Consider the following 22,508-nt stretch of genomic DNA (forward strand, 5'->3'; position numbering starts at 1 on the left):
ACGTGAGGCGGAGTATACGCCATTGCGCGGGCGACGTCGACAGCCGGTCCGGTCGCCCGCTTTTGGGCTCACGCGCCGCTACCGCCGCCGCTGGTGCCGCTGCCTTTCTCGGTTTTTTCCAGGCGCTCCAGGACCTTGCTGGTAATGGCGATGCATTCCTTGGTGTCGCCCGAGGCTTGGGCAGCCTTGGCTTTGTCGACGTGCTCGGTAATGGCCTTGTCCAGGCCTTCGGAGGTGGCGCCGGCGGTGGCCATGCTGTCGTCGATCTTTTGCAGGTTGGCGGTGCACAGGTCTTCGGCGGCGAACACCGGCGAAGCCAGCAGGGTGGCGGCCGCGAACAGGGCCGAAAGCGCGGTACCTTTCATGGGAGTCTCCTTCTGGGCCTCTGGAAGGTGGGCCTGTAAGGGTGGACTGTGGGGGAATGGCGGGGGTTCAATCGGGATGCTGGCGGGATGGCACCGGCTGCGCCGGTGTTCGCGGCTGAAGCCGCTCCTACAGGTACAGCGTGGGCCCAAAGCCGGCGCGGTACCTGTGGGAGCGGGCGTGCCCGCGAAGCAGGCTGCTCGTTGTATGGCACCGGCTGCGCCGGTGTTCGCGGGCTTGCCCGCTCCCACAGGGATTGCGGCAGCTATCAGGTTTTGCGTTAAACGGTCAGGTCAATGCCGGTGTACAGGTACAGCGTGGGCCTAAAGCCGGTGCAGTACCTGTAGGAGCGGGCGTGCCCGCGAAGCAGGCAGTGCGGTGTATGGCACCGGCTGCGCCGGTGTTCGCGGGCTTGCCCGCTCCCACGGGGTATTGCGGCAGCTATCAGGTTTTGCGTTAAACGGTCAGATGCTACGCGGCCGGGTGACGCGGTCTACCAGGTAGACCAGCCCGTGGTAGTCGATGCCGCTATGGCTGGACAGGCCGATCTCGCAGGTGCGGCTGGTGGAAATACCTTCGCTGCAATACTGCACCGCATCCTTCAGGCTGCGCAGCGAGTGGGCGTTGAGCTCGGGGGTGGTGAAGCCTTTGTCACCGGCAAAGCCGCAGCAGTGTATGCCCTCCGGGATCACCACCTGTTTGCTGCAACGCCGCGCCAAATCGATCAGTGCCTGGCTTTCGCCCAGGTGCTGGGTGCTGCAGGTCACATGCACGGCCACTGGTTCGTCCTGGGGGGTGAATTCCAGGCGCTCGAGCAGGTGGGTGCGGATGAAGCGCACCGGGTCGTACAGGTCCAGCCGGGTGTCGCTCAGGTCTTGCACCAGGCGCAGGGTGCAGGGGCTGGTGTCGCAGTAGATCGGGTCGAGGCCGCCGCGGCTTGCGTGCAGCAGGGCGGCAATCAGTTCCTGGCGTTTGTGTTCGGCCTGCTCGGGGTAGCCCTTGGAGGCGAACGGCTGGCCGCAGCACAGGCTGTCGGCGTTGTCGGGGAACACCACTTGGTAACCGGCCTTTTCCAGCAGGGCGCGGGTCTTGTCGAGCAGCGAACTCTGCTCGCGGTCGGCATAGGCCGGGCCCATCACCCGCGAGACGCAGGCGGCCAGGTACACCACGCGAGGGCGGGCATCGTTGCTGGCCGGGCCGAAGTCCAGTGGGCGCAGGGGTTGTGGCATCGCCGGGGTCCACTGTGGCAGGCGGCCTTTGCTGGCTTTGTTCAGCGAGGCGCTCAGGCGGCCCAGGCGTGGGGCGCCGAGCAGCTTGCGTGCGGTGTTGGCGGCGGTCAGGGTCAGGCGCGCGCCGCCCAAGGCAGTGTGGAAGTGTTCGGCCAGCCAGTCGGCGGTTTTTTCGTGCTCGGCGGCCTGGCTGCGCAGTTTCTTCACCAGTTCGCCGGTGTTGATGCCGACCGGGCAGCGCTGGGCGCACAGGCCGGTGGCGGCGCAGGTGTCGATGCCCTGGTACTGGTAGGTCTGGCGCAGTTCGCGGGTGTCGATGCCGGCGCGCTGTTTGGCCTGTATGTCACGCCACATGACGATGCGCTGGCGCGGGCTGAGGGTCAGGCCTTTGGACGGGCACACCGGTTCGCAGAAGCCGCACTCGATGCACTTGTCGACGATCTCGTCGGCAGCGGGCAGCGGCTTGAGGTTCTTCAGGTGAATGTCCGGATCCTCGCTCAGCACCACGTCGGGGTTGAGGATGCCGTTGGGGTCGAGCAGGCGCTTCAGCTTCCACATCAGTTGGTAGGCGTCATGGCCCCATTCCAGCTCCACGAACGGTGCCATGTTACGCCCGGTGCCGTGCTCGGCCTTGAGCGAGCCGCCGAACTCCACCGCCACCAGTTGCGCCACATCGTCCATGAAGGCCTGGTATCGGGCGACTTCCTCGGCACTGTTGAAGCCCTGGGTAAAGACGAAGTGCAGGTTGCCTTCCAGGGCATGGCCGAAAATGATCGCTTCGTCGTAGCGGTGCTTGTCGAACAGCTGGATCAGGCGGTTGACGCCTTCGGCCAGTTGCTCGATGGGGAAGGTGACGTCTTCGATGATGACAGTGGTGCCGGTCTGGCGCACGGCGCCGACGGCAGGGAAGGTGTCCTTGCGGATTTTCCACAGCTGGTTGTACACGGCCGGGTCTTCGCTGAAGTCCACCTGCTGTTCCAGCGGGAAGTCGGCGATCGAGGTCATCACCTGTTGCAGCTGTTCATGCAGCAGGCTCTGGCTGGCGGCACGGGACTCGATCAGCAGGGCGCAGGCATTGTCCGACAGGCCTTTTACCCACAGCGGCATGCCGGGCATGTTCTGCACCGAACGCAGGCTGCGGCGGTCGAGCAGCTCCACGGCCGAGACCGGCTGGCGCTTGAGTACGGTCACCGCGCGGCAGCAGCTTTCCACGTTGGGGAACACCACCAGGGCGCTGGCCTTGTGCGGGTGGTCGGGCACGGTGTCGTAGGTGACGGCACTGATGAAGCCCAGGGTGCCTTCGGAACCGACCAGCAGGTGCTGCAGGATATCCAGCGGTTGGTCGTAGTCCACCAGTGCGTTCAGCGACAGGCCGGTGGTGTTCTTCAGCCGGTACTTGTGCCGGATGCGCTCGGCGAGTGCAGTGTTGGCGCGGGTCTCGCGGCCCAGGCGGGCCAGTGCTTCCAGCAGGTCGGCGTGGCTGGCCTCGAACGCGGCGACGCTGGCCGGGTCTTCGCTGTCCAGGCGCGTGCCGTCGGCCAGCACCAGGCGCAGGCCGGCCAGGGTGTGGTAGGTATTCTGCGCGGTGCCGCAGCACATGCCGCTGGCGTTGTTGGCGACGATGCCGCCGATCTTGCAGGCGTTGATCGAGGCCGGGTCGGGGCCGATCTTGCGCCCGAAGGGGGCCAGCCAGGCATTGGCCTGGGCGCCGATGACGCCGGGCTGCAGGCGGATCTGCTCGCCTTGGCCGCGGATTTCACGGCCGTTCCAGTTATCGCCCAGCACGATCAGCACCGAGTCGCTGATGGCCTGGCCGGACAGGCTGGTGCCAGCGGCGCGGAAGGTGACCGGCACCCGCTCGCGCTGGGCCAGTTTGATCAGGCCGACCACTTCGTCTTCGGACTCGACGCGCACCACCAGCTTGGGGATCAGCCGGTAGAAGCTGGCGTCGGTGCCGAAGGCCAGGGTGGAGGTGGGGTCGTCGAAGCGGCGTTCGGCGGGGATCAGGCGCTCGGCATCACGCAGGAACGCGGCGGGCAGGCTCATGCAGTCTCCTCGCGGGGCCGCGGCGTCTGTGCGCCACATGCCCCGGGTCAATCAGGCGGTCGTTCTTGCGGGCGTTCAGGCGCCCAGTTCGCGTACCAGCGAGTCGCGGGTGATTTCGCTGATCGACTTGGCGCCGGTCAGCACCATCGCTACGCGCATTTCCTTCTCGAACAGCTCCAGCAGGTTCTTCACCCCGGCCTGGCCGTGCACGGCAAGGGCGTAGAGGAAGGCGCGGCCGATCAGTACGGTATCGGCGCCCAGAGCGATCATGCGCACAACGTCGAGGCCGCTACGGATGCCGGAGTCGGCGAGGATCTTCAGGTCACCTTTGACCGCATCGGCAATTGCCGGTAGGGCACGGGCGCTGGACAGCACACCGTCGAGCTGGCGGCCGCCGTGGTTGGACACGACGATGCCGTCGGCACCGAACCTGACCGCATCGCGGGCGTCATCGGCATCGAGGATGCCCTTGATGATCATCGGGCCGTCCCAGAACTCGCGGATCCACTCCAGGTCTTTCCAGGAGATCGACGGGTCGAAGTTGTTGGCCAGCCAGCCGATGTAGTCGGCAAGGCCGGTGGGGTTGCCACGGTAGGTGGAAATGTTGCCCAGGTCGTGCGGGCGCCCCATCACGCCGACATCCCACGCCCACTCGGGGTGGGTCATGGCCTGCAGCACGCGGCGCAGCGGGCCGTTCTTGCCGCTCATGCCAGAGTGGGCATCGCGGTAGCGGGCGCCGGGTGTCGGCATGTCGACGGTGAACACCAGGGTCTTTACCCCGGCGGCCTTGGCCCGCTCCAGGGCGTTGCGCATGAAGCCGCGGTCCTTGAGCACGTACAGCTGGAACCACATCGGCCGGTCGATGGCCGGGGCCACTTCTTCGATCGGGCACACCGACACCGTGGACATGGTGAACGGAATACCGTGGGCAGCCGCTGCGCGAGCCGCCTGCACTTCACCACGGCGAGCGTACATGCCGGTGAGGCCGACCGGGGCCAGGGCCACCGGCATGCTCAGGGTTTCGTCGAACAGTCTGGTCTGAAGGCTGAGCTCGGACATGTTCTTCAGCACGCGCTGACGCAGGGCAATGCTGGCCAGATCCGAGACGTTGTGGCGCAGGGTGTGCTCGGCGTAGGCGCCGCCGTCGGCATAGTGGAACAGGAAGGGAGGCAGCTTGCGTTGGGCCGCGGCGCGATAGTCGGTAGAGGCGGAAATGATCATGGATTCTCGCAGCGTTGCGTGTGGGGATTGCCGGGCGCGCGATGGCACCCGGCCCCTTTCACTTTAGTGATGAACCAGCATGCCGGTCAGCCAGTAGGCCTGGATCAGGGTGATCAGGCCGACGATGGTGGCGAAGAACAGGCTGTGCTTGACGGTGAAGCGGAACAGGTCGGATTCCTTGCCAACCAGGCCGGTGGCGGCGCAAGCCACGGCGATCGACTGCGGCGAGATCATCTTGCCGGTCACGCCGCCGCTGGTGTTGGCCGCTACCAGCAGAGTGTCGTTGACCCCGATCTGGTGCGCGGTGGTGGCCTGCAGCGAGCTGAACAGGGCGTTGGACGAGGTGTCGGAACCGGTCAGGAACACACCCAGCCAGCCAAGGAACGGCGAGAAGAACGGGAACGCGGCACCGGTACCGGCCAGCACCAGGGCCATTGTCGAGGACATGCCCGAGTAGTTGGTGACGAAGGCGAAGGCCAGCACCATGCCGATCGACAGGATTGGCCAGCGCAGCTCCCAGAAGGTTTCCTTGAAAGTGGTCAGACCAGTTTTGAAATTGATCTTCAGCACGGCCATGGAAATCAGCGCCGAGAGGAAGATCGCGGTGCCGGTGGCAGAGATCGGGTCGAGCTTGAACACCGCTGGCATGGCGGTTGGCGCAGCGACGATCGGTGCGGTCTTGATCACCAGTTGGTCGAGGTGCGGGATGGCGAAGTTGAACACGAAGTTATACATCGCGCCGCCCGGGGCGAAGGCCGCCTTGAACGGTTTCAGGGTCCAGATGGTGACCAGCACGGTGAGGATCAGGAACGGCGACCAGGCTTTGAAGATCTCGCCAAAGCTGTAGGGGCTTGGCTGGCTGCCGCTTGGCTGAACCACGGCGGCGCCGACGCTGCCTTTGGCTTCGGCGAACGAACGCTTGGGCTGCCAGACTTTCAGGAACAGGGTCAGGGCGATCAGGCTGGCCAGGGCCGAGGTGATATCCGGCAGCTCCGGGCCGATGAAGTTCGAGGTGAAGTACTGGGTGACGGCGAAGCTCAGGCCGGCGACCAGGGCGGCAGGCCAGGTTTCCTTCACGCCACGCAGACCGTCCATCATGAATACCAGCCAGAACGGCACGAACAGCGACAGCAGCGGCAGCTGGCGACCGGTCATGGCGCCGATGTGGAAGGCGTCGATGCCGGTGACCTGGCCGGCCACGATGATCGGGATGCCCAGGGCGCCGAAGGCCACTGGCGCGGTGTTGGCGATCAGGCACAGGCCGGCGGCGTACAGCGGGTTGAAGCCCAGGCCCACCAGCAGCGCGGCAGTGATTGCCACCGGTGCGCCAAAGCCTGCCGCACCTTCCAGGAAGGCACCGAAGCAGAAGCCGATCAGCAGCACTTGCAGGCGCTGGTCATCGGTAATCGACAGCACCGAGCTGCGGATCACTTCGAATTGGCCGCTCTTGACCGTGAGTTTGTACAGGAACACCGCGGCAACGATGATCCAGGCAATCGGCCAGAGGCCGTAGAGGAAGCCATAACCTGCGGCGGCGAATGCCATGTCGACAGGCATCTGGAAGGCGAAGATCGCCACCAGGATCGACAATGCGAGGGTGATGCTGCCGGCCACGTGGCCTTTGAGGCGGAACACGGCGAGGGCAAGGAAGAAGAAGACGATGGGAATGACCGCCGCCAGTGCGGACAGGCCAAGACTACCAAGCGGACTATAGATTTGTTGCCAGGTTTGCATATGGGGTGGCCCCTAATTGTTGTTGGTCAGGCACTGGCATTGGATAATTGGTAAGACCAATTTACAATGGCTGGGCGCTAGGTTAAAAGCGTCTTCGTGGGTGTGTCAATTTGTCCCGTGCAAAACTTTGGTCGCGTGCCGATGAGTGGGCGCCTGGTGGGCAGGGAAAATCGTCGCCTGGTGGGTGTTTGCGCGATCTGGATCGGCGAGAATAGGCGCCCCCTGAAATCTGCCGGGGGTTTGTGGAGAGCATGTGATGGTTTTTGATCAGGTCCGCCAGCGGCGCCTGTCCGACGACATTGTCGATCGGTTGGAAGGGATGATTCTGGAGGGCACGCTGACCTCGGGGCAGCGGCTGCCGGCCGAGCGCGTCCTTGCCGAGCAGTTCGGCGTGTCCCGCCCGTCACTGCGTGAGGCGATCCAGAAGCTGGTGGCCAAGGGGCTGCTGGTCAGCCGCCAGGGTGGGGGCAATTTTGTCGCCGAGTCCCTGGGGTCCACTTTCAGCGACCCGTTGCTGCAGCTGCTCGAGCACAGTGCCGAGGCGCAGCGTGACCTGCTCGAATTCCGCCATACCCTGGAGGCTTCCTGCGCCTACTACGCGGCCCAGCGCGCGACCCAGCCGGACCGGGCGCGGCTGAAGGCGGCGTTCGATGCGCTGCAGGACTGCTATGCCAGGGCCGACGAAGTGACCCGGGCGGAGGAGGGCGCGGCCGATGCGCGCTTCCACCTGGCGATTGCCGAGGCCAGCCATAATGCCGTGCTGCTGCACACCATTCGGGGCTTGTTCGACCTGCTCAAGCGCAACGTGGTGACCAACATCGGCGGCATGTACCAGCAACGGACCGAGACCCGGGACATGCTGATCAGCCAGCACCGGGAGCTGTACCTGGCGATAGTCGAGGGCAGGGCGGAGGATGCGCGGGAAGTGTCCAGCCGGCACATTCTGTATGTGCAGGAGGTGCTGGAAGAGGCGCACGAAGAAGCGCAGCGAGTGGCGCGGGCGGAGCGGCGTAGCGGGCGTTGAGATTTGTACTGGCAGTGCTGGCCTCTTCGCGGGTAAACCCGCTCCCACAGAGACTGCACCGAATCTGAACTCAGTGTTAATCCTGTGGGAGCGAGTTTACCCGCAAAGAGGCCGGAACAGGCTGAAGAAGAGGTATTACTCTTCCTTGCCCTTGTTCCGCACAGCCCGCTGCAGCTCGCGGTTGGAATCGCGCTCGCGCATGGTGTCGCGCTTGTCGAATTCCTTCTTGCCCTTGCCCAGTGCGATTTCGCACTTGATCAGGTGCTTGCTCCAGTACAGCGCCAGGGCCACGCAGGTGTAGCCCTTTTGCGCCACGGCCGCTTCCAGGCGCTCGAGCTCGCGCTTGTTCAGCAGCAGCTTGCGAGTGCGGATGGGGTCGGCTATGACGTGGGTGCTGGCCGTGGTCAGCGGGGTGATGTGGCTGCCGAACAGCCAGGCCTCACCGTCCTTCAGCAGCACGTAGCTGTCAGTCAGGTGCGCCTTGCCGGCTCGCAGGCTTTTTACTTCCCAGCCGGACAGGACCAGCCCGGCCTCGAACTTGTGTTCGATGAAGTAATCGTGTCGCGCCTTCTTGTTCTGCGCGATGGTCCCGGTCGGATGTTTCTTTTGTTTAGCCATAGGGGCGGCATTATAGGCAGTCGCCGCGTCGTCGGCTATGGGATTTCGGTGTGCTTGAGCCACTGCAATGAATACCGGACAATACAGCCCCTGTCTTTGCGACAGAACCTGTTTTCGGCACGCTGCGAAGCGCCGCCACTCAGCCTTGGAAGTGATGCCTGGATGACTACCCATATTCAACGCTCCGCCCTGCTGCCATACCCCGCCCAGGCGCTTTACGATCTGGTCAATGATGTGGCCAGCTATCCGCAGTTCCTGCCTTGGTGCTCGGCCTCGACGGTGATCGAAGCCAGCGACACGCACATGCGCGCCAAGCTCGATGTTGCCAAGGGCGGCATGAGCCAGCACTTCGTCACGCGCAACGTACTGGTGCCGGGGCAGTCCATCGAGATGAACCTGGAAGAGGGGCCGTTCACCCAGTTGCATGGCCTGTGGGTGTTCAAACCATTGGGTGACAAGGCCTGCAAGATCAGCCTGGACCTGTCGTTCGATTATGCCGGCCCGCTGGTGCGCGCGACCCTGGGCCCGCTGTTCAACCAGGCGGCCAATACGCTGGTGGATGCTTTCTGCCAGCGTGCCAAGCAGCTGAATGCCTGACTGAAAAGGTGGCAACAAAAAGCCCGGACCAAGTCCGGGCTTTTTTTGTATCTGCTCGCCGCTTATTGAGGCGAGGTCTCCAACGGAGCCGGAGTCGGGACCGGGGTGGTCTCGATGGTGTCGATCTCGCGCTGGATGGATTCTTCCACCGAGCCTGGCTTGGCCGGTTTTTCTTCAGGCTGCACGGCTGGCTGCTCTGGCTGGTTGGCCGGGCTGACCGTGGTGTCGCTGCTGCCACCGAGGATTTCCTGGTCGCGGCTGACGCCTGGCATGAAGTCGCCAGAAAGGCTGACCAACTGGTCGCTTTCGTTGAAGAACACGCTCATGCGTTCTTGCTGGCGCTTGCCGCCGCCTGGCTGCAGGCTGTACAGGTAATCCCAACGGTTGGTGTTGAAGGTGTCCTGGATCAGCGGGTTACCCATGATAAACCTTACTTGCCGGCGGGTCATTCCGGGGCGCAATTGGTCTATCATGTCTTGCGTAACGACATTGCCCTGCTGGATGTCGATTTTGTAAACCCCGGGAAACGAGCAACCGGCGAGTGCGAGCAGTCCCACTAGGGTGAGGCTGGTTAGCAAGAGCTTGGTGTTTTGCATCGGTGGGCGACTTCCACTATCTTGGCTGGACAACGTAAACCCCGATCATACCCGTATTAAGAGAAGCTGCGAAGCAGCATCGGCGAGAAAGCTGACCATGGTTGAAAATAGCGAATTGCGCAAAGCCGGTCTCAAGGTGACCCTGCCTCGAGTCAAGATCCTTCAGATGCTCGACTCCACCGAGCAGCGTCACATGAGCGCCGAGGATGTCTACAAGGCGCTGATGGAGGCTGGCGAGGACGTGGGCCTGGCCACCGTCTACCGCGTACTGACCCAGTTCGAAGCGGCGGGTCTGGTGGTTCGCCACAACTTCGACGGCGGTCATGCGGTGTTCGAGCTGGCCGATGGCGGTCACCACGACCATATGGTCAACGTGGAGACCAGTGAAGTCATCGAGTTCATGGATGCCGAGATCGAGAAACGCCAGCGCGAAATCGTTGCCGAGCATGGCTACGAGCTGGTGGACCACAATCTGGTCCTGTATGTGCGTAAAAAGAAGTAACGATTTCTTATCGTTATGAATGACAAAGGCGACCTTCGGGTCGCCTTTGTGCTTTCTGAGGCAGAGAGCTGTGTCGTTTGTGCCGGCCTCTTCGCGGGTAAACCCGCTCCCACAGGTACTGCGCAGGCTCAGGTCCGGTGAATATCCTGTGGGAGCGGGTTTACCCGCGAATGGGCCTGAAAAAGAAGGGTTCAGGCCTTGCCGCTTACCACCATCTTGCGCGCATGCGCCAGGGATTCCTTGGTCAGGTCTATGCCGCCCAGCATCCGCGCCACTTCCTCCACTCGCTCACGTTTGCCCAGGTTGGCCACGGCGGTGTGGGTGGTGTCGCTGTTGCGCACCTTGTGCACGAACAGGTGGTGATGCCCTTGTGCTGCCACCTGCGGCAGGTGGGTTACGGTCAGCACCTGGCCGCGTTCGCCCAGGCGGCGCAGCAGTTGGCCGACGATTTCGGCAGTAGGCCCGCCGATACCGACGTCGACTTCGTCGAACACCAGGGTTGGAATGCGTGAAGTCTGCGCGGTAATCACCTGGATCGCCAGGCTGATGCGGGACAGTTCGCCACCTGAAGCCACCTTGGCCAGGCCCTTGAGCGGTTGGCCAGGGTTGGCGCTGACCAGTAGCTCGATCTGCTCCAGGCCATGAGGCGAAAGGTCTGCCCCCTCATTGGGGGTAAGTGCGATGCAGAAGCGCCCGCCGGGCATGCCCAGGCGTTGGATCTCCTGCTCGACGGCCACTGCCAGCTGCTGGGCAGCCTGTTGGCGCAGTGCGCTGAGCTCGCGAGCCTTCTCTTTATAGTGTTGGGCGAAGGCGGCCAGCTCTTCACCCAGCCGCTCGATCGACTCGTCACTGGCGTTCAGGCCCTCCAGCTCTTCCATCAGCTGCTGTTGCAGGTGGGGTAGTTCGGTGGGGTGCACACGGTGTTTGCGCGCCAGCGTATAGATAGTGTCAAGGCGTTCTTCCAGTGCCTGCAGGCGCATGGGGTCGGCGTCGAAGTTGTCGAGAAAACGGTTGAGCTCGCCCACGGCTTCTTCGACCTGGATCTGCGCACTGGCGATCAGGTTGGCTGCTTCGCCCAGTGCCTTTGGCGAGTTGGTGGCGGCACCCAGGCGGTTGAGGCTGGAGGTGAGGGCGCTGAGCACATTGCCCGAATCGCTCTCGCTGCACTGGTCGATGACCTGGCGGCAGATGCCGAACAGGGCTTCGGCGCTGGTCAGGTTCTTGTGTTCCTGCTCCAACTGCTCCAGCTCGTGTTCGCCCAGGCCGAGGTTGTCCAGTTCCTCCAGCTGATAGCTCAGCAGCTGATGGCGGGCGCGCTGCTCATCACCGGAGTTGGACAGGCGCTCCAGTTCCAGGCGGGTCTGGTTCCAGCGCTTGGCCGCCAGCTGTACCTGGCGGGCCAGGTCGACGGCGCCGGCATACTCGTCGAGCAGGCGGCGGTGGGTGTCGGTCTTGAGTAGTGACTGGTGCTCGTGCTGGCTGTGGATATCGATCAGCAACTCGCCCAGCGCCTTGAGGTCGCCGAGCGGGCAGGGCGTGCCATTGATGTAGCCGCGGCTGCGGCCTTCGGCGGTGATCACCCGGCGCAGGATGCACAGGCCGTCGTTGTCCAGGTCGCGCTCGGCCAGCCAGGCATGCGCCTCGGGAATGTCCACCAGATCGAAGGTGGCGAGGATGTCTGCCTTGTCCGTGCCAGGGCGCACCACGCCGCTGTCGGCCCGGTCGCCCAGTGCCAGGCCGAGGGCGTCGAGCATGATCGACTTGCCGGCACCGGTCTCGCCGGTGATGACGGACATGCCGCGGGCGATTTCGAGGTCGAGGTGCTCGACGATGGCGTAGTTGTGAATGGACAGGTGCACCAGCATGGGGCGGCTCCCGAAAGTCAGGTCTGGTTATTTATACAGTACTTTTTTCAGGGCTGCCAATGCCCCTTGGCAGATTCTGTTGCAGCCGGGAAAACCACCTTGCCCCTTGAAGCTGGTTTTTCCGGCCCCATATAGCCGACATCCAAGGCGAGCCTGGCTCGCAGTCCACAAAATTGCGCAGGAGAGACCCCATGGCTGACGAACAGCTGAACGAGAAAGACCTTAACGTCGAAGAGACCGGTGCAGGTAATGCTGCCGACGCCCGCGTCCTGGAACTCGAGGAGCAGCTGGCCGCCGCCAAGGACCAGGCGCTGCGCGCCGTTGCCGACGTGCAGAACGCTCGCCGTCGTGCCGAACAGGACGTCGAGAAAGCCCACAAGTTTGCCCTCGAGAAGTTCTCGGGCGACCTGCTGCCTGTGATCGACAGCCTGGAACTGGCCCTGGCGCACTCCAGTGCCGACGATGAGCACGTCAAGCAGATCCGCGAAGGCGTCGAGCTGACCCTGAAGATGTTCCAGGACACCCTCAAGCGTTACAACCTCGAAGCAGTCGACCCGCACGGCCAGCCGTTCAATCCAGAGCATCATCAGGCCATGGCCATGCAGGAAAACGCCGAAGTCGAGCCGAACAGCGTGCTGAACGTCTTCCAGAAGGGCTATCTGCTCAACGGCCGCCTGCTGCGCCCTGCCATGGTGGTGGTCAGCAAGGCGCCGAGCGCGGCGCAGCCCTCGATTGATGAAAAGGCTTGAAATCCTTCCGGGCATCCCCATCTAGGTGTCAAGCCTTCAAGTATTACTGCAGTTGGCCAAAGTAGTCGCTGCTACCAAATTCAAGTTTCGGGAGAGTTAACATGGGTAAAATCATCGGTATCGACCTGGGGACCACCAACTCGTGCGTCTCTGTTCTGGAAAACGGTAACGTCAAGGTCATCGAAAACGCCGAAGGTGCGCGTACCACCCCTTCGATCGTGGCCTACGCCAATGATGGCGAAATCCTGGTTGGTCAGTCGGCCAAGCGTCAGGCGGTCACCAATCCGCACAACACTCTGTTCGCAGTGAAGCGCCTGATTGGCCGTCGCTTCGAAGAAGACGTGGTGCAGAAAGACATCAAGCTGGTGCCTTACAAGATCGTCAAGGCCAGCAACGGCGACGCCTGGGTACAAGCCAGCGGCAAGGACATGGCTCCGCCGCAGATCAGCGCCGAAGTCCTGAAGAAAATGAAGAAAACCGCCGAAGACTACCTCGGCGAGCCAGTTACCGAAGCGGTCATCACCGTTCCGGCGTACTTCAACGACAGCCAGCGTCAGGCCACCAAGGATGCCGGTCGCATCGCTGGCCTGGACGTAAAACGCATCATCAACGAGCCGACTGCCGCTGCGCTGGCTTACGGCATGGACAAGGCCAAGGGCGACCACACCGTCATCGTTTATGACCTGGGTGGCGGTACCTTCGACGTTTCGGTCATCGAAATCGCCGAAGTCGATGGTGAGCACCAGTTCGAAGTACTGGCTACCAACGGCGACACCTTCCTGGGTGGCGAAGACTTCGACATGCGCCTGATCGACTACCTCGTCGACGAGTTCAAGAAAGAGTCCGGCATGGACCTGAAGAACGATCCACTCGCGCTGCAGCGTCTGAAAGAAGCCGCTGAAAAGGCCAAGATCGAACTGTCCTCCGCTCAGTCGACCGACGTGAACCTGCCGTACATCACTGCAGACGCTACCGGTCCGAAGCACCTGAACGTGAAGATTTCCCGTGCCAAGCTGGAATCTCTGGTCGAAGACCTGGTTGCCCGTACCATCGAGCCTTGCCGCATCGCTCTGAAAGACGCTGGCATCGATGCCAGCAAGATCGACGACGTGATCCTGGTCGGCGGTCAGACCCGCATGCCGCTGGTGCAGAAAGCCGTTGCCGACTTCTTCGGCAAGGAAGCGCGCAAGGACGTCAACCCGGACGAAGCCGTGGCCATGGGTGCTGCCATCCAGGGTGCGGTGCTGGCCGGTGACGTGAAAGACGTACTGCTGCTGGACGTCAGCCCGCTGACCCTGGGTATCGAAACCATGGGTGGCGTGATGACTTCGCTGATCGAGAAGAACACCACCATCCCGACCAAGAAGTCGCAGGTGTTCTCGACTGCCGATGACAACCAGGGTGCCGTGACCATTCACGTGCTGCAGGGTGAGCGCAAGCAGGCTGCCCAGAACAAGTCGCTGGGCAAGTTCGACCTGGCTGACATTCCGCCGGCTCCGCGTGGCGTGCCGCAGATCGAAGTAACCTTCGACATCGACGCCAACGGCATCCTGCATGTCAGCGCCAAGGACAAGGCCACCGGCAAGTCGCAGTCGATCGTGATCAAGGCCAACTCCGGCCTGTCGGACGAAGAGATCGAGCGCATGGTGCGTGACGCCGAGGCCAATGCCGAGGAAGACCGCAAGTTCGAAGAGCTGGCCGCTGCCCGTAACCAGGGTGATGCGCTGGTTCACTCGACCCGCAAGATGGTTGCTGACGCTGGTGACAAGGTTACCGCCGAAGAGAAAACCGCCATCGAGGCTGCCGTTGTTGCCCTGGAAGCCGCTGTCAAAGGCGACGACAAGGCTGCCATCGACGCCAAGGTCGAAGAGCTGTCCAAGGTATCGGCACCGGTTGCCCAGAAGATGTACGCCGAGCAGTCGGCCGAACAGCCTCAGGGCGGCGCGCAGCAGGCCGAGCCGGAAGCCAAGCACGATGATGTGGTTGACGCTGAGTTCGAAGAAGTGAAAGACAACAACAAGCAGTAATCCCTGCATGTTGTCGGCCGGTTCACCGCCGTTTGGCGGTGAGCTGGTAGGATGTCGCCGCGCGGGGGCTTGCTCCCGCGTTGGCGTATCTGGAATTCGAGAATTTTTACAGCATCTGTCAGTGGCCCTGGTGGGCAAAAGGCAGGTGCTGATGGCGCGGCGCAGATGCCAGACGCCCAACAAGGTGCAAATGACCTATGTCCAAGCGTGATTATTATGAGGTACTGGGTGTCGAGCGCGGCGCCAGCGAAGCTGACCTCAAGAAGGCTTACCGCCGCCTGGCGATGAAGTACCACCCGGACCGAAACCCCGGCGACAAAGAGTCGGAAGACAAGTTCAAGGAGGCCAACGAGGCCTACGAAGTGCTGTCTGACGCCAGCAAGCGTGCGGCCTTCGACCAGTACGGCCATGCGGGTGTAGACCCAAGCATGGGTGGCGGTGGCGCCGGTTTCGGCGGTGCCAACTTCTCCGACATCTTCGGCGATGTGTTCAGCGACTTCTTCGGTGGCGGCCGCGGCGGCTCGCGTGGCGGCGCCCAGCGCGGCAGCGACCTGCGCTACACCCTGGAACTGAACCTGGAAGAGGCGGTGCGTGGCACCACGGTCAGCATCCGCGTGCCCACCCTGGTCAATTGCCAGCCTTGCGACGGCTCCGGTGCCAAGAAGGGCTCGACTCCGTCCACCTGCCCGACTTGTGGCGGTATCGGCCAGGTGCGCATGCAGCAGGGCTTCTTCTCGGTACAGCAGACCTGCCCGCGCTGCCATGGCCAGGGCAAGATCATTACCGACCCCTGCACCTCGTGCCACGGCGAAGGCCGTGTCGAGGAATACAAGACGCTGTCGGTCAAGGTGCCGGCAGGTGTCGATACCGGCGACCGCATCCGCCTGTCGGGCGAGGGCGAGGCCGGTACCCATGGTGGTCCGACTGGCGACCTGTATGTGGTGATCAACGTGCGTGAGCACGAGATCTTCCAGCGTGATGGCAAGCACCTGTACTGCGAAGTACCGATCAGCTACACCGATGCCGCCCTGGGTGGCGAGCTGGAAGTGCCGACCCTCGATGGTCGGGTGAAGCTGAAGATCCCGGAAGGTACCCAGACCGGTAAGCAGTTCCGCCTGCGCGGCAAGGGTGTTGCCCCGGTGCGCGGTGGTGGTGCGGGTGACCTGCTGTGCCGCGTGGCGGTGGAAACCCCGGTCAACCTCAGCCGCCGCCAGCGCGAGTTGCTCGAAGAGCTGCGTGATTCGCTGGAAGGCGATAGCTCCCACTCGCCCAAGGCCAGTGGCTGGTTCGATGGCGTGAAGCGCTTCTTCGGCGATCTCTGACAAGGAAATGGCTATGCGACGTATTGCAGTGATGGGCGCGGCAGGGCGGATGGGCAAGACCCTCGTCGAAGCCGTGCAGCAGCAGGCTCCCCAGGCGGGCCTGACGGCGGCGATCGACCGCCCGGACAGCTCGCTGGTGGGGGCTGATGCTGGTGAGCTGGCGGCCTTGGGCCGTATTGGTGTGCCGATTTCCGACGACCTGAGCAAGGTGGTCGATGAGTTCGACGTGCTGATCGACTTCACCCACCCTTCGGTAACCCTGAAGAACCTGGTGTTCTGCCGCAAGGCGGGCAAGGCCATGGTCATCGGCACCACTGGCTTCACTCCAGAAGAGAAGCAGCAGTTGGCCGAAGCCGGCAAGGAAATCCCGATCGTCTTCGCCGCCAACTTCAGCGTCGGCGTCAACCTGTGCCTGAAGCTGCTGGATACCGCGGCGCGCGTGCTGGGTGACGATGTGGATATCGAAATCCTCGAAGCGCACCACCGGCACAAGGTCGATGCGCCGTCGGGCACCGCGCTGCGCATGGGTGAAGTGGTTGCCCAGGCGCTGGGTCGCAACCTGCAGGAAGTGGCCGTGTATGGCCGTGAAGGGCAGACCGGTGCGCGTGAGCGTCAGACCATCGGCTTCGCCACCGTGCGTGCCGGTGATGTGGTGGGTGACCATACCGTGCTGTTCGCCGCCGAAGGCGAGCGCGTCGAGATTACCCACAAGGCTTCCAGCCGCATGACCTTCGCCAAGGGCGCCGTGCGTGCGGCGCTGTGGCTGGACGGGCGTGAACCTGGCCTGTACGACATGCAGGATGTGCTCGAGCTGCGTTAAGCAGTTGGAACCGTGTTGGCTTCTTCGCGGGTAAACCCGCTCCTACAGGTACAGCGTTGCCCTCAGGCATGGCGCTATCCCTGTGGGAGCGGGTTTACCCGCGAAGAAGCCGGCTCAGATGTCAGCCTGTCGCATTGATGTGTTTTAGAGACACATCCGCGGTAGACCGAAAACGCACTTTTCTGTAAGCTACAGCTTTAGTGTGTCCACTAAAAGCGCGCAGCGAATTGAATTCAGCACATGAAAGCGGGGTGACGTGTCCATACGTCACTCCGCTTTTTTGCAACCTGCGATCGCCCTTTCATGCTTGATTTACGGGAGGTCTTCTTGACAAAGCCAGCCATACTCGCCCTTGCCGACGGCAGTATTTTCCGCGGTGAAGCTATCGGTGCCGACGGTCAGACCGTCGGTGAGGTGGTATTCAACACCGCTATGACCGGCTACCAGGAAATCCTTACAGACCCTTCCTACGCGCAGCAAATCGTTACCCTGACCTACCCGCACATCGGCAACACCGGTACTACCCCGGAAGACGCCGAGTCGAACCGCGTCTGGTCCGCTGGCCTGGTCATTCGTGACCTGCCGCTGCTGGCCAGCAACTGGCGTAACAGCCAGTCGCTGCCTGAGTACCTCAAGGCCAACAACGTCGTCGCCATCGCTGGCATCGACACCCGTCGCCTGACCCGAATCCTGCGTGAAAAGGGCGCTCAGAACGGTTGTATCCTCGCCGGTGACAACATCAGCGAAGAAGCCGCCATCGCCGCTGCCCGCGCCTTCCCGGGCCTGAAGGGCATGGACCTGGCCAAGGTCGTTTCCACCAAGGAACGCTACGAGTGGCGCTCCAGCGTGTGGGAACTGAAGACCGACAGCCACCCGACTATCGAAGCCGCTGACCTGCCATACCACGTGGTCGCCTTCGACTACGGCGTCAAGTTGAACATCCTGCGCATGCTGGTTGCCCGTGGCTGCCGCGTGACCGTGGTGCCGGCCCAGACCCCGGCCAGCGAAGTGCTGGCACTCAACCCGGACGGCGTGTTCCTGTCCAACGGCCCTGGCGACCCCGAGCCGTGCGACTACGCCATCCAGGCGATCAAGGACATCCTCGAGACCGAGATCCCGGTATTCGGCATCTGCCTGGGCCACCAGCTGCTGGCACTGGCTTCTGGCGCCAAGACCGTGAAAATGGGCCACGGCCACCACGGTGCCAACCACCCGGTCCAGGACCTGGACACCGGCGTGGTCATGATCACCAGCCAGAACCACGGCTTTGCCGTTGACGAGGCCACCCTGCCGGGCAACGTCCGCGCCATCCACAAGTCGCTGTTCGACGGCACCCTGCAGGGTATCGAGCGTACCGACAAGAGCGCGTTCAGCTTCCAGGGCCACCCTGAAGCGAGCCCAGGCCCGACCGACGTCGCGCCACTGTTCGATCGTTTCATCGATGCCATGGCCAAGCGCCGCTGAGCATCCTGCTTCAAGGCCCCGGGCCGGCTTGCGCCGCGCCCGGAAGCGCCTGACCCAGATTGTTCAAAGCGGCTTGCCGACTGACCCCGGATTTGAGTGACAACCATGCCAAAACGTACAGACATCAAAAGCATCCTGATTCTCGGCGCTGGCCCGATCGTGATCGGCCAGGCCTGCGAATTCGACTACTCCGGCGCCCAGGCTTGTAAGGCCCTGCGCGAGGAAGGTTTCCGCGTCATCCTGGTGAACTCCAACCCGGCCACCATCATGACCGACCCGGCCATGGCCGACGCCACCTACATCGAGCCGATCAAGTGGCAGTCGGTGGCCAAGATCATCGAGAAAGAGCGCCCGGACGCACTGCTGCCGACCATGGGTGGCCAGACTGCACTGAACTGCGCCCTGGACCTGGAGCGCCACGGCGTTCTGGAAAAGTTCGGCGTGGAAATGATCGGTGCCAACGCCGACACCATCGACAAGGCCGAAGACCGCTCGCGCTTCGACAAGGCGATGAAGGACATCGGCCTGGAGTGCCCGCGCTCCGGTATCGCCCACAGCATGGAAGAAGCCAACGCCGTCCTCGAGCGCCTGGGCTTCCCGTGCATCATCCGTCCGTCGTTCACCATGGGCGGCACCGGTGGTGGTATCGCCTACAACCGTGAAGAGTTCGAAGAAATCTGCGCCCGTGGCCTGGACCTGTCGCCGACCAAGGAACTGCTGATCGACGAATCGCTGATCGGCTGGAAGGAATACGAGATGGAGGTGGTCCGCGACAAGAAGGACAACTGCATCATCGTCTGCTCGATCGAGAACTTCGACCCGATGGGCGTGCACACCGGTGACTCGATCACCGTTGCCCCGGCACAGACCCTGACCGACAAGGAATACCAGATCATGCGCAACGCCTCGCTGGCGGTGCTGCGTGAAATCGGTGTGGAAACCGGCGGTTCCAACGTGCAGTTCGGTATCTGCCCGAACACTGGCCGCATGGTCGTGATCGAGATGAACCCGCGCGTTTCGCGTTCCTCGGCGCTGGCCTCCAAGGCCACCGGCTTCCCGATCGCCAAGATCGCTGCCAAGCTGGCTGTCGGCTACACCCTAGACGAACTGCAGAACGACATCACCGGCGGCCGCACCCCAGCGTCCTTCGAGCCGTCGATCGACTACGTCGTCACCAAGCTGCCGCGTTTCGCCTTCGAGAAATTCCCGAAAGCCGACGCCCGCCTGACCACCCAGATGAAGTCCGTGGGTGAAGTCATGGCCATCGGCCGTACCTTCCAGGAGTCCCTGCAGAAAGCCCTGCGCGGCCTGGAAGTCGGCGCCTGCGGCCTCGACCCGAAAGTCGACCTGGCCAACCCTGAAGCCAGCAGCATCCTCAAGCGCGAGCTGACCGTACCGGGCGCCGAGCGTATCTGGTACGTGGCCGACGCCATGCGTGCCGGCATGACCTGCGAGCAGATCTTCGACCTGACCGGCATCGACATGTGGTTCCTGGTGCAGATGGAAGACCTGATCAAGGAAGAAGAGAAGGTCAAGACCCTGGCCCTGTCGTCGATCGACAAGGACTACATGCTGCGCCTCAAGCGCAAGGGCTTCTCCGACCAGCGCCTGGCCAAGCTGCTGGGTATCACCGACAAGAACCTGCGCCGTCACCGCCACAAGCTGGAAGTGTTCCCGGTCTACAAGCGCGTCGACACCTGCGCTGCCGAGTTCGCCACCGACACCGCCTACCTGTACTCCACCTACGAGGAAGAGTGCGAGGCCAACCCGTCGACCCGCGACAAGATCATGATCCTGGGTGGCGGCCCTAACCGTATCGGCCAGGGTATCGAGTTCGACTACTGCTGCGTACACGCTGCACTTGCGCTGCGTGAAGACGGTTACGAGACCATCATGGTCAACTGCAACCCGGAAACCGTCTCCACCGACTACGACACCTCCGACCGCCTGTACTTCGAGCCGCTGACCCTGGAAGACGTGCTGGAAGTGTGCCGCGTCGAGAAGCCGAAAGGCGTGATCGTCCACTACGGCGGCCAGACCCCGTTGAAACTGGCCCGCGCCCTGGAAGAAGCCGGCGTACCGATCATCGGTACCAGCCCTGACGCCATCGACCGCGCCGAAGACCGCGAGCGCTTCCAGCAGATGGTTCAGCGCCTGAACCTGCTGCAGCCGCCAAACGCCACCGTGCGCAGCGAAGAAGAAGCCATCAGCGCCGCTGGCGGCATCGGCTACCCGCTGGTAGTGCGCCCGTCGTACGTGCTGGGCGGCCGTGCCATGGAAATCGTCTACGAACTGGACGAGCTCAAGCGCTACCTGCGTGAAGCCGTACAGGTGTCCAACGACAGCCCGGTACTGCTCGACCACTTCCTCAACTGCGCCATCGAGATGGATGTGGATGCGGTGTGCGACGGCACCGACGTGGTGATCGGCGCGATCATGCAGCACATCGAACAGGCCGGCGTTCACTCCGGTGACTCGGCGTGCTCGCTGCCACCTTACTCGCTGAGCAAGGAAGTGCAGGACGAAGTCCGCGTACAGGTCAAGAAAATGGCCCTGGAGCTGGGCGTGGTCGGCCTGATGAACGTGCAGCTGGCCCTGCAGGGCGACAAGATCTACGTGATCGAGGTCAACCCGCGTGCTTCGCGTACCGTGCCGTTCGTCTCCAAGTGCATCGGCACCTCCCTGGCGATGATCGCGGCCCGCGTCATGGCTGGCAAAACCCTCAAAGAGCTGGGCTTCACCCAGGAAATCATCCCGAACTTCTACAGCGTCAAGGAAGCCGTCTTCCCGTTCGCCAAGTTCCCGGGGGTTGACCCGATCCTCGGCCCTGAGATGAAATCGACCGGTGAAGTCATGGGTGTCGGTGACAGCTTCGGTGAAGCCTTCGCCAAGGCCCAGATGGGTGCCAGCGAAGTGCTGCCGACTGGCGGTACCGCCTTCATCAGCGTGCGTGACGACGACAAGCCGCAAGTGGCTGGCGTTGCCCGCGATCTGATCGCCCTGGGCTTCGAAGTGGTTGCAACTGCCGGCACTGCCAAGGTTATCGAAGCGGCTGGCCTGAAAGTGCGCCGTGTGAACAAGGTGACCGAAGGTCGCCCGCACGTGGTCGACATGATCAAGAACGACGAAGTGTCGCTGATCATCAACACCACCGAAGGCCGCCAGTCGATCGCCGATTCCTACTCGATTCGTCGCAATGCGCTGCAGCACAAGATTTACTGCACCACTACCATTGCGGCCGGTGAAGCCATCTGCGAGGCGCTGAAATTCGGTCCGGAAAAGACCGTTCGTCGCCTGCAGGATCTGCATGCAGGACTGAAAGCATGAGCATTACCAAGTACCCTATGACCGTCCAGGGCGCTCGCGCCCTGGAAGAGGAGCACCTGTTCCTGAGCAAGACCGAGCGCCCGCGCCTGAGCCAGGCCATCGGCGAAGCGCGCGAACTGGGCGATCTCAAGGAAAACGCCGAATACCATGCCGCCCGTGAGGAGCAAGGCATGGTCGAGGCGCGTATCCGCGATATCGAAGGCCGCCTGCAGAACTCGGTGGTGATCGATGTGACCACCATCCCTCACACCGGCAAGGTGATTTTCGGTACCACAGTGGTATTGGCCAACACCGAAACCGATGAAGAGGTGTCCTACCAGATCGTCGGCGAGGATGAAGCTGACGTGAAGCAGGGCAAGCTCTCGAGCGGTGCGCCGATTGCCCGTGCCATCATCGGCAAGGAAGAAGGTGATACTGTCGTCGTCAAGACGCCTAGCGGGACGGTCGAGTACGAGATTGTCGAAGTCAAGCACATCTGACCGGCGCCTGCGGGCGCCATCCCTCGAGGGGATCCTCTGGCAGCTGGCCCAGGTTTTCTGGGTCGGTGGCTTGTGGGTGTTTCACGTGGGACTGGTGCCCGCGCTCAAGGTCAGTGGCCTGGCGCCGCTGCTGGTGCAGGATATCGCCGGGCAGATCGACCGCTGGTTGATCGGTGTGGCGCTGCTTGGCTTGTTGACCCAGCTGGCGGTGCTGGCAAGGGTGGACGGCCTGTCGGCCTGGTGGCAGCAGTTCCGTGGCCAGATGCTGTTGCTCGGCTTCGGTGCCTGCGTGGGGTATTACACCTTGCGCTACGGTATTTCCGTTGGCGAGCGCTGGCAGTTGCTCTGTTTCCTGGTGCTGGGCTTTTCCGGCATCGTGCTGGTGGCCCAGCCTGTTCCGGTCAAGGTGCGCCGCTAGACGGCTCGAGATCGCTGGGGCCGCTTTGCGGCCCTTTCGCGACACAAGGCCGCTCCCACAGGGATTGCGTTGTGCCGCAGGTCGGTGCAATCCCTGTGGGAGCGGCC

The 22,508-nt window shown here is 62.9% G+C and carries 18 protein-coding genes; 11 read left to right on the plus strand and 7 right to left on the minus strand.

What is annotated here, in order from left to right; translation table 11 throughout:
* Window positions 1-68: 68 nt before the first annotated feature.
* The 4 genes from ABIB24_RS21415 to ABIB24_RS21430 all read right to left on the minus strand — a co-directional run bounded on the left by ABIB24_RS21415 (window position 69) and on the right by ABIB24_RS21430 (window position 6,593).
* Window positions 69-365 carry a PA2433 domain-containing protein gene (locus tag ABIB24_RS21415; protein ID WP_013974305.1) on the minus strand — a complete coding sequence of 99 codons (297 nt, stop codon included), beginning with the start codon at window positions 363-365 and terminating at the stop codon, window positions 69-71.
* Window positions 366-827: 462 nt separating this feature from the next.
* Complete coding sequence (locus ABIB24_RS21420) at window positions 828-3,638, minus strand: FAD-binding and (Fe-S)-binding domain-containing protein (RefSeq protein ID WP_025340714.1); 2,811 nt, start codon at window positions 3,636-3,638, stop codon at window positions 828-830.
* A 75-nt stretch (window positions 3,639-3,713) separates the two neighbouring features.
* Entirely contained in the window at window positions 3,714-4,859 is a 1,146-nt protein-coding gene (lldD, locus tag ABIB24_RS21425) for an FMN-dependent L-lactate dehydrogenase LldD (RefSeq protein WP_025340713.1), read from the minus strand.
* Between the two features lie 63 nt (window positions 4,860-4,922).
* Entirely contained in the window at window positions 4,923-6,593 is a 1,671-nt protein-coding gene (locus tag ABIB24_RS21430; RefSeq protein ID WP_015271872.1) for a lactate permease LctP family transporter, read from the minus strand.
* A gap of 256 nt (window positions 6,594-6,849) precedes the next feature.
* Between ABIB24_RS21430 and ABIB24_RS21435 the strand changes: the two genes are divergently transcribed.
* Window positions 6,850-7,617, plus strand: coding sequence for an FCD domain-containing protein (locus ABIB24_RS21435; protein WP_013974301.1), 768 nt, complete (start codon window positions 6,850-6,852; stop codon window positions 7,615-7,617).
* Window positions 7,618-7,752: 135 nt separating this feature from the next.
* On the opposite strand, the gene smpB is transcribed toward ABIB24_RS21435, so the two are convergent.
* Window positions 7,753-8,235 (minus strand): SsrA-binding protein SmpB, encoded by a 483-nt coding sequence (gene smpB / locus ABIB24_RS21440; protein ID WP_013974300.1) that lies wholly within the window; start codon window positions 8,233-8,235, stop codon window positions 7,753-7,755.
* Between the two features lie 162 nt (window positions 8,236-8,397).
* Here smpB and ABIB24_RS21445 point away from each other — a divergent pair, with 162 nt between their 5' ends.
* A complete protein-coding gene (locus tag ABIB24_RS21445; RefSeq protein WP_025340712.1) occupies window positions 8,398-8,832 on the plus strand; it encodes a type II toxin-antitoxin system RatA family toxin in 435 nt (144 codons plus the stop codon).
* A 62-nt stretch (window positions 8,833-8,894) separates the two neighbouring features.
* Here ABIB24_RS21445 and ABIB24_RS21450 read toward each other — a convergent pair whose 3' ends face one another.
* Window positions 8,895-9,428, minus strand: a complete 534-nt coding sequence (locus ABIB24_RS21450) for an outer membrane protein assembly factor BamE (protein WP_075046430.1) — start codon at window positions 9,426-9,428, stop codon at window positions 8,895-8,897.
* 97 nt (window positions 9,429-9,525) lie between these two features.
* Here ABIB24_RS21450 and fur point away from each other — a divergent pair, with 97 nt between their 5' ends.
* Window positions 9,526-9,930 carry a ferric iron uptake transcriptional regulator gene (gene fur, locus ABIB24_RS21455; RefSeq protein WP_015271870.1) on the plus strand — a complete coding sequence of 135 codons (405 nt, stop codon included), beginning with the start codon at window positions 9,526-9,528 and terminating at the stop codon, window positions 9,928-9,930.
* Window positions 9,931-10,121: 191 nt separating this feature from the next.
* Here the strand turns inward: fur and recN are convergent, their stop codons facing one another.
* Window positions 10,122-11,795, minus strand: coding sequence for a DNA repair protein RecN (recN, locus tag ABIB24_RS21460; protein WP_025340710.1), 1,674 nt, complete (start codon window positions 11,793-11,795; stop codon window positions 10,122-10,124).
* 191 nt (window positions 11,796-11,986) lie between these two features.
* Here recN and grpE point away from each other — a divergent pair, with 191 nt between their 5' ends.
* From grpE to ABIB24_RS21500, 8 genes are all read left to right on the plus strand, one after another.
* Window positions 11,987-12,544: a nucleotide exchange factor GrpE gene (grpE, locus tag ABIB24_RS21465; RefSeq protein ID WP_025340709.1), complete on the plus strand. Its 558-nt coding sequence runs from the start codon at window positions 11,987-11,989 to the stop codon at window positions 12,542-12,544.
* A 101-nt stretch (window positions 12,545-12,645) separates the two neighbouring features.
* Entirely contained in the window at window positions 12,646-14,571 is a 1,926-nt protein-coding gene (dnaK, locus tag ABIB24_RS21470) for a molecular chaperone DnaK (RefSeq protein WP_025340708.1), read from the plus strand.
* Window positions 14,572-14,768: 197 nt separating this feature from the next.
* Window positions 14,769-15,893 carry a molecular chaperone DnaJ gene (dnaJ, locus tag ABIB24_RS21475; protein WP_025340707.1) on the plus strand — a complete coding sequence of 375 codons (1,125 nt, stop codon included), beginning with the start codon at window positions 14,769-14,771 and terminating at the stop codon, window positions 15,891-15,893.
* Window positions 15,894-15,906: 13 nt separating this feature from the next.
* The gene (dapB, locus tag ABIB24_RS21480) at window positions 15,907-16,713 is read left to right on the plus strand and encodes a 4-hydroxy-tetrahydrodipicolinate reductase (RefSeq protein ID WP_354317158.1); all 807 of its coding nucleotides are present in this window, start codon (window positions 15,907-15,909) and stop codon (window positions 16,711-16,713) included.
* Between the two features lie 327 nt (window positions 16,714-17,040).
* The gene (carA, locus tag ABIB24_RS21485; protein ID WP_286918022.1) at window positions 17,041-18,177 is read left to right on the plus strand and encodes a glutamine-hydrolyzing carbamoyl-phosphate synthase small subunit; all 1,137 of its coding nucleotides are present in this window, start codon (window positions 17,041-17,043) and stop codon (window positions 18,175-18,177) included.
* Between the two features lie 105 nt (window positions 18,178-18,282).
* Window positions 18,283-21,504: a carbamoyl-phosphate synthase large subunit gene (gene carB, locus ABIB24_RS21490; protein ID WP_015271865.1), complete on the plus strand. Its 3,222-nt coding sequence runs from the start codon at window positions 18,283-18,285 to the stop codon at window positions 21,502-21,504.
* The gene (gene greA, locus ABIB24_RS21495) at window positions 21,501-21,983 is read left to right on the plus strand and encodes a transcription elongation factor GreA (protein WP_013974292.1); all 483 of its coding nucleotides are present in this window, start codon (window positions 21,501-21,503) and stop codon (window positions 21,981-21,983) included. The genes carB and greA overlap by 4 nt, the downstream gene beginning before the upstream one ends.
* Window positions 21,961-22,401 (plus strand): hypothetical protein, encoded by a 441-nt coding sequence (locus tag ABIB24_RS21500; RefSeq protein ID WP_049798463.1) that lies wholly within the window; start codon window positions 21,961-21,963, stop codon window positions 22,399-22,401. Before greA ends, ABIB24_RS21500 begins: the two co-directional genes overlap by 23 nt.
* The last annotated feature ends 107 nt before the right edge of the window (window positions 22,402-22,508 follow it).

The organism is Pseudomonas sp. UYEF17, assembly GCF_040546125.1.
In the GTDB taxonomy this organism is placed as follows: Bacteria; Pseudomonadota; Gammaproteobacteria; order Pseudomonadales; family Pseudomonadaceae; genus Aquipseudomonas; species Aquipseudomonas putida_Z.